This window comes from Microbacterium luticocti DSM 19459 (genome assembly GCF_000422405.1).
GTDB classification, from domain to species: Bacteria; Actinomycetota; Actinomycetes; order Actinomycetales; family Microbacteriaceae; genus Microbacterium; species Microbacterium luticocti.
Genome location: NZ_KE383823.1, coordinates 22084 through 28192, shown reverse-complemented (window position 1 = coordinate 28192; position 6109 = coordinate 22084). Strand labels below are relative to the sequence as shown.

The following is a 6109-nucleotide window of genomic DNA, read 5'->3' as shown; positions in this document are numbered from 1 at the left end:
CCCCGCCTGACGCAAACACTGAGATGCGAGAAGGGACCGCCCTGACGGACGGCCCCTTCTCGCATCTCGTGCCCCCGACAGGAATCGAACCTGCGACCTTTGGTACCGGAAACCAACGCTCTATCCCCTGAGCTACGGAGGCGTACCGATCAAGACTATCAGGGCGCGGCCCGGCTGCCCGACGGCGGCGGGCGGCCCGGCGGCGGCGAGGTTTCGCGACACGTGCGACATCCCGATGGTGCCGGGGCCGAGGCATCCGTCGCCTGCGGAAGGATGGACGCGTGAGAGCCACTCCCGTCCCGCGCTTCGGCGTGCTGCGCAGCTGGAAGACCGCACCGTACCTGGTGGGCGCGGGTCTGGCGATGATGGGCGACAACATCGAGCACGTCATCACCTACCTGGTGCTGTGGAACACCTTCCACTCGCCGGTGCTGGTGGGCTTCCAGCTGATCAGCCACTGGCTGCCGTTCCTGATGCTGTCGGTGTACGCCGGCGCGCTGGCCGAACGGTTCGACTGCCGCCGCATCATCCAGGTCGCCCAGGTGCTGTTCATGCTCGTCTCGGCCTGCTGGGGCGTGCTGTTCGTCACGGGCACGCTGCAGCTGTGGCAGGCGTGCGTGCTGCTGGTGGTGCACGGGCTGGCCGGATGCCTGTGGGCGCCCGCCGAGCAGATGATGCTCTATGACTTCGCCGGCCGTGAGCAGCTGCCGTCCGCGGTGCGCATCAACGCGACGTTCCGCAGCCTCGGCATCCTGTTCGGACCGGTCGTCGGCTCGGCCCTGCTGCTGGCCCTGGGCCCCACCGGAGGCATCTTCGTGAACATCGTGTTCTACCTGCCGATCGTGGTCTTCCTCATGCGCACACCGTTCACCGGGCATACGCGCTCGGGCACCTTCCGCACCGGACGGGTCTCGATCCGGGAGTCGTTCCGGGTGCTGGGCACGGTGCGCCGCAACCGGGTGATCGTCGGGATGCTCGTCCTCGCCGCCCTCGCGTCGGTGACGATCGGCGCCGTGCTGCAGACCGCGATGCCCGTCTTCGGTGCACGGTTCACCATCCCCGGCGTCGATGCCGACCTCGTCTACGGCGGACTGCTGTTCGCGCTCGGCATGGGTGGTGTGCTCGGCGGCTTCCTGCTTGAGGCGACCGGATGGCTGCGGCCGACGCCGACGGTCGCGGTGGTCAGTTCGATCACCTTCGGCGCTTTCGCCGTGCTGTTCGCGTTCACCGGCGCCTACGTCGTCGCGCTGGTCGCGTTGTTGCTCACCGGCGTCTCGCAGATCACTGCGACCTCGACCGGCCAGGCGATCGTGCAACTCGAGGCCCCGGCCGCCGAGCGTGGCCGGGTGCTCGGCGCCTACAGCATGTTCGGTCCGGGCATGCAGACCTTCAGCGGCGTCACGGTCGGTGCGCTCGGAACCCTCGTCGGCGTGCCGCTGACGGTCGTCATCGGCGGTGCCGTGCTGGCGGCCGGCGCCATGCTCGCGGGGCTGTACATGGCGCGCGGCCGCGCGGCATCCGCTTCGCCCGCCTGACGCGCCCGTGCCGCGGCGGCGCGGCTGCGCCGCCCACGCTGCCGGGCGCCGGCGCCCGCGATGGCAACATGACCCGGCAAAGCTGCGCCGCCGCGCTGCCACGCACCGTCGCCCGCGACGGCACCGGTCGGCCCCACCCATTTCACCGTCGCCCGCGTCGGCGCCATGATCCGGCGCAGTTGCGGCGCCCGAACTGGCAGGCACTATGGCCGCGTCGGCGCCGTGGCCCGGCGCGGCCGACGCCGGCCGGCCGACCTGCCCGCGTCAGCGCAGCGGACTCAGCGCCGCCGACAGCGCGATGAGTTCGTCGAACTGCGTGTGCAGCATCCGTTCGTTGCTCTCGCGTGGCTGGAACACGCCCTCGTCGTCGATCTGCTGCGCCGCCCACGCCAGTTCGACGTTGGCGCTCGTGGGCACCAGTCCGAGGGCCTGCTCCACCGGTCGCAGCGCGGTCACCCCGCGGGTGCCGCCCGAGATGCCGCCGTAGCTCACCGTGCCGACGGGCTTGCGCCGCCACTCCTGATGCAGATAGTCCAGTGCGTTCTTCAGGCTCGGCGCATAGCTGTAGTTGTACTCCGGCTGCACGAAGACGAAGGCCTCCGCGGCATCGACCCGGGCGCTCCAGGCCTTGGTGTGGTCGCGCGTGTACTGGCGCAGACGCGGATGGTTCGGTTCGTCCATGAGCGGCAGCGCGATCTCCTTCAGGTCGGCGAAGTCGATCTCGAACCGGCCGTCGGCCTCGGCTTCGCGCAGCACCCACTGGGCGATAGGCAGTCCGATACGGCCTTCCCGCACGCTGGCGGCCACGATCATGAGTCTGGTCATCGGTGTCGTCCCTCCGGCATCCATTCAACCCCCGCCGCCGCCGGCCGTCGGACACCGATGTCGGTGCCTGCGCGTATGTTCGAATGTGAGGGCGATGGATGTCATCGCCCAGAGCATGCCATGGCCGTCGGTGAGGGATGCCTGTGAGTCCCGCACTGCGCCCCAGCAGAAGCGCTGGTGGGTTGGGCGAGAAAGTCCTTGTGAAACGAAAAAAGATTCGATAGTATGGTCTCATTGGACGAGAACGGAAGGGGGCCCGTGATGGCAGAGTCGATGCACGCGGGTGACCCGTCCGTGTTCTCGGAACTCGATGAGCTCGTCGACGACCTGAGCCAGTCGCGGGCGCAGGCGGCTCGCGCGTTCGCAGCCGAGATGTTCTTCTTCGAGCGTGTCACAGGCCTTGTCCAACGTCGGGAGCGGGAGCGTGCCGCCCGCGACGGCAAGGGCGCGATCACGCGGTCCTCCCAGTTGGGGATGCGTGAGGTGTTCGCCGAGATCGGGGCCGCGCTGCGGCTGAGCGAGTGGCAGGTCGCGCGCAAGGTGTCGTTGGCATGGACCCTCATGCATCACTTCGAGGAGACCCTGTACGACGCCAGCGACGGGCGGGTCACGCCCGAGCAGGCGACCGTCATCGCCGAGACCGGCACGGTGATCGCCGACGAGGCCGTGCGGCGGGAGTACGAGGCGGTCGCGCTCGACATGGCGACCGAGATGACGCACTCCCAGCTCAAGGCCGCGCTGATGGGACTGGTGTCACGGCTCGATCCGGAGGGCACGCAACGGCGCGTGCGCGAGGCCGTCCAACGGCGGCGCGTGACCCTCCGCGAGCTCGAGCCCGGCTTGTCGCGCCTGACCGCGGACCTCCCCACCGCGCAGGCGGTGGGGATCATGAACCGGATCCGTGCCATCGCCATCGAGGTGTTCGACCAGAACGCGTCCGAACGGGCCGAGGGGGACGCAGCAGATCGTGCCGAGGCGTCCGACGGGAGTGCCGAGGCGTCCGAAGGGAGAACGGCAGGCCGTACCGAGGCGAGTGATCGGGATGCTCCGGATCGGGCCGAGGCGACGGTAATGAGCGGGTCTGCCGGCGCCGAGGGGCGGGACGGCGCTGGCGGGGTGCGGGATGGCGCTCAGCGCTCACCGGATGACGCCGGCGACGAACAGCCGGCCCTCGATGAGCGGACCGCGGCGCAGATCATGGCCGACGTGTTCTGCGATGTGCTGCTGACCGGTTCCGTCCACGGGCACGGCGGCACCGCCGCCGAGCGCACCGCGCTCTCATCGATCCGCGCGACGGTGCAGGTGACGGTGCCGGCGACCACACTGGCGGGTGAGACCACCGGCGGCGGTGAAGTGATCGGGTTCGGCCCCATCGACGACGAGACCGCCCGCCACCTGGCATCGACCGCGCCCGCGTGGACGCGGGTGTTCACCGATCCGTGCCGCGGCGTGCCTCACGTCGTCGACCGGTACCGGCCCACCAAACGACAACGCCTGCTGCTGCAGGCGCGCGACGAACACTGCCGGTTCCCGGGATGTCGGCGACCCGCGCTGAAATGCGATGTCGACCACACCGTCCCCTACTCGGCGGGCGGTCCCACCTGCCTGTGCAACCTCGAGCACCTGTGCAAACGGCACCACACGGTCAAACACGAGACCGCGTGGCGCGTCGAGCAGTTGCCCGGGGGAGTGCTGCGCTGGAGCGCTCCGACCGGTCGGGTGCACCTCACACACCCACCGGGATTCTTCTCGGCTCGCCCACCGGGACCGACCGCGGGACACCCGCCGGGCACGAGCCCGACCAGCCCGCCGGGCGGCGTGCGCTTCCGCCCCGTGCCCGAGACCGTGGCGGGGCGGGGGCCGGACGACGTGTGCGACGCACCGTTCTGATCACATTCGGCACATTCCTGATCCGCTCATCCACATTCCTGATCCGCTCTGATCCGCGCTCTTGATCGTGCTCTTGATCTTGATCATGGGCTCACGCTCCTGGTCACGCGCACCACCGCCGCCCACCGGCCCGAGCTCCCGGCGGGCTTGGGAGCGGCCGCGCAGGTACCGGACCGTAGAATCGGATGCCTATGGATCCCGCAGCCCTTTCCGCAGCCCTCCTCGACGTCATCCGCCCGCTCGCCGAGGCGCGACGACCCGAGTCGACGGCGGGGCTGACGCCTGCCGATCTGCCCCTGGAGCGCCCCAAGAACCGTGACCACGGCGACTGGGCCTCGAACGCCGCGCTCAAGTTCGCCAAGGTGGTCGGCGTGAACCCCCGCGAGTTCGCCGCCGAGATCGCGGCCGCCCTCGGCCGCACTCCCGGCATCGCCTCGGTCGAGGTCGCCGGGCCCGGCTTCATCAACATCCGACTGGATGCCGCCGCCGCAGGCTCTCTCGCCAAGACCATCGTCGACGCCGGCACCGCCTACGGCACCAACCACGACCGCGCCGACGAGGTCATCAACCTCGAGTTCGTCTCGGCCAACCCGACGGGACCCATCCACCTCGGCGGCACCCGCTGGGCAGCGGTCGGCGACGCGCTCGCCCGCATCCTCGCCGCGCAGGGCGCCCAGGTCACCCGCGAGTACTACTTCAACGACCACGGCGCGCAGATCGACCGCTTCGCCCGCAGCCTCGTCGCCGCCCACGAAGGCCGACCCACCCCCGAAGACGGCTACGGCGGCGCCTACATCGGCGACATCGCCCGCCGCGTCGCCCTGGCCTACGAGGGCGACCTCGACGCTCTCGACGCCGACGCCAAGCAAGAAGCCTTCCGCGAACTCGGCGTCGGGTTCATGTTCGACGAGATCAAACACAGCCTGCACGAGTTCGGCGTCGACTTCGACGTCTACTTCCACGAGAACAACCTGCATGAAGACGGCGCCGTCGACCGCGCCATCGCGCGGCTGCGCGAACTCGGCCACATCTTCGAGCAGGACGGGGCCACCTGGCTGCGCTCCACTGACTTCGGTGACGACAAAGACCGCGTCATCCTCAAGTCCGACGGCACCGCCGCCTACTTCTCCGGCGACCTCGCCTACTATCTCGACAAGCGTGAGCGCGGCTTCAACCGCTGCATCATCATGCTCGGCGCCGACCACCACGGATACGTGCGCCGCATGATGGCGATGTGCGCCGCGTTCGGTGACGAGCCCGGCGTCAACCTGCAGATCCTCATCGGACAGATGGTCAACCTCGTCAAGAGCGGCACCCCGGTGCGCATGTCCAAGCGCGCCGGCACCATCGTCACCCTCGAAGACCTCGTCGAGATCGTCGGGGTGGATGCCGCCCGCTACGCACTCACCCGCAGCTCGGCCGACTCCAACCTCGACGTCGACCTGGACGTGCTGCAGAAGCGCACCAACGACAACCCGGTGTTCTACGTGCAGTACGCCCACGCCCGCACCCACAATGTCGGCCGCAACGCCGACGACGCCGGGGTCGACCGCAGCGCGTTCGCCCCCGAGACCCTCACCCACGAGACCGAGTCCGCCCTGCTGGGCGCGCTGCAGGAGTACCCGCGCGTGGTCGCGTTCGCCGCCGAAGTGCGTGAACCGCACCGCATCGCCCGTTACCTCGAAGAGCTCGCCGGGCTCTACCACCGCTGGTACGACAACTGCCGGGTCATCCCGCAGGGCGACGACCCGATCGAGCCGGTGCACCACACCCGCCGGTGGCTCAACGACGCCACCGGTCAGGTGCTGCGCAACGGCCTGACCCTGCTCGGCGTGAGCGCGCCGGAGCGCATGTGAGGG

4 protein-coding genes and 1 tRNA gene are annotated in these 6109 nt (G+C 69.7%); 3 read left to right on the top strand and 2 right to left on the bottom strand.

From position 1 onward, the window contains the following. Positions 1-69: 69 nt before the first annotated feature. Positions 70-142: transfer RNA gene (locus H577_RS0112835), tRNA-Arg, on the bottom strand. 139 nt (positions 143-281) lie between these two features. Here H577_RS0112835 and H577_RS0112830 point away from each other — a divergent pair. Next, the gene (locus tag H577_RS0112830) at positions 282-1535 is read left to right on the top strand and encodes an MFS transporter (protein WP_029146278.1); all 1254 of its coding nucleotides are present in this window, start codon (positions 282-284) and stop codon (positions 1533-1535) included. Positions 1536-1799: 264 nt separating this feature from the next. Here H577_RS0112830 and H577_RS0112825 read toward each other — a convergent pair whose 3' ends face one another. Next, complete coding sequence (locus H577_RS0112825; protein WP_029146277.1) at positions 1800-2360, bottom strand: NADPH-dependent FMN reductase; 561 nt, start codon at positions 2358-2360, stop codon at positions 1800-1802. 261 nt (positions 2361-2621) lie between these two features. On the opposite strand from H577_RS0112825, the gene H577_RS17150 reads away from it, so the two are divergent. Beyond that, positions 2622-4250 (top strand): HNH endonuclease signature motif containing protein, encoded by a 1629-nt coding sequence (locus H577_RS17150; protein ID WP_051192022.1) that lies wholly within the window; start codon positions 2622-2624, stop codon positions 4248-4250. 191 nt (positions 4251-4441) lie between these two features. Continuing rightward, positions 4442-6106 (top strand): arginine--tRNA ligase, encoded by a 1665-nt coding sequence (gene argS, locus H577_RS0112815; protein WP_029146276.1) that lies wholly within the window; start codon positions 4442-4444, stop codon positions 6104-6106. Positions 6107-6109: the final 3 nt, after the last annotated feature.

Coding starts and splice junctions, on each gene's coding strand:
- H577_RS0112825 (WP_029146277.1), bottom strand. CDS start 2,360: ATGACCAGACTCATGATCGTGGCCGCCAGCGTGCGGGAAGGCCGTATC.
- H577_RS17150 (WP_051192022.1), top strand. CDS start 2,622: ATGGCAGAGTCGATGCACGCGGGTGACCCGTCCGTGTTCTCGGAACTC.
- argS (WP_029146276.1), top strand. CDS start 4,442: ATGGATCCCGCAGCCCTTTCCGCAGCCCTCCTCGACGTCATCCGCCCG.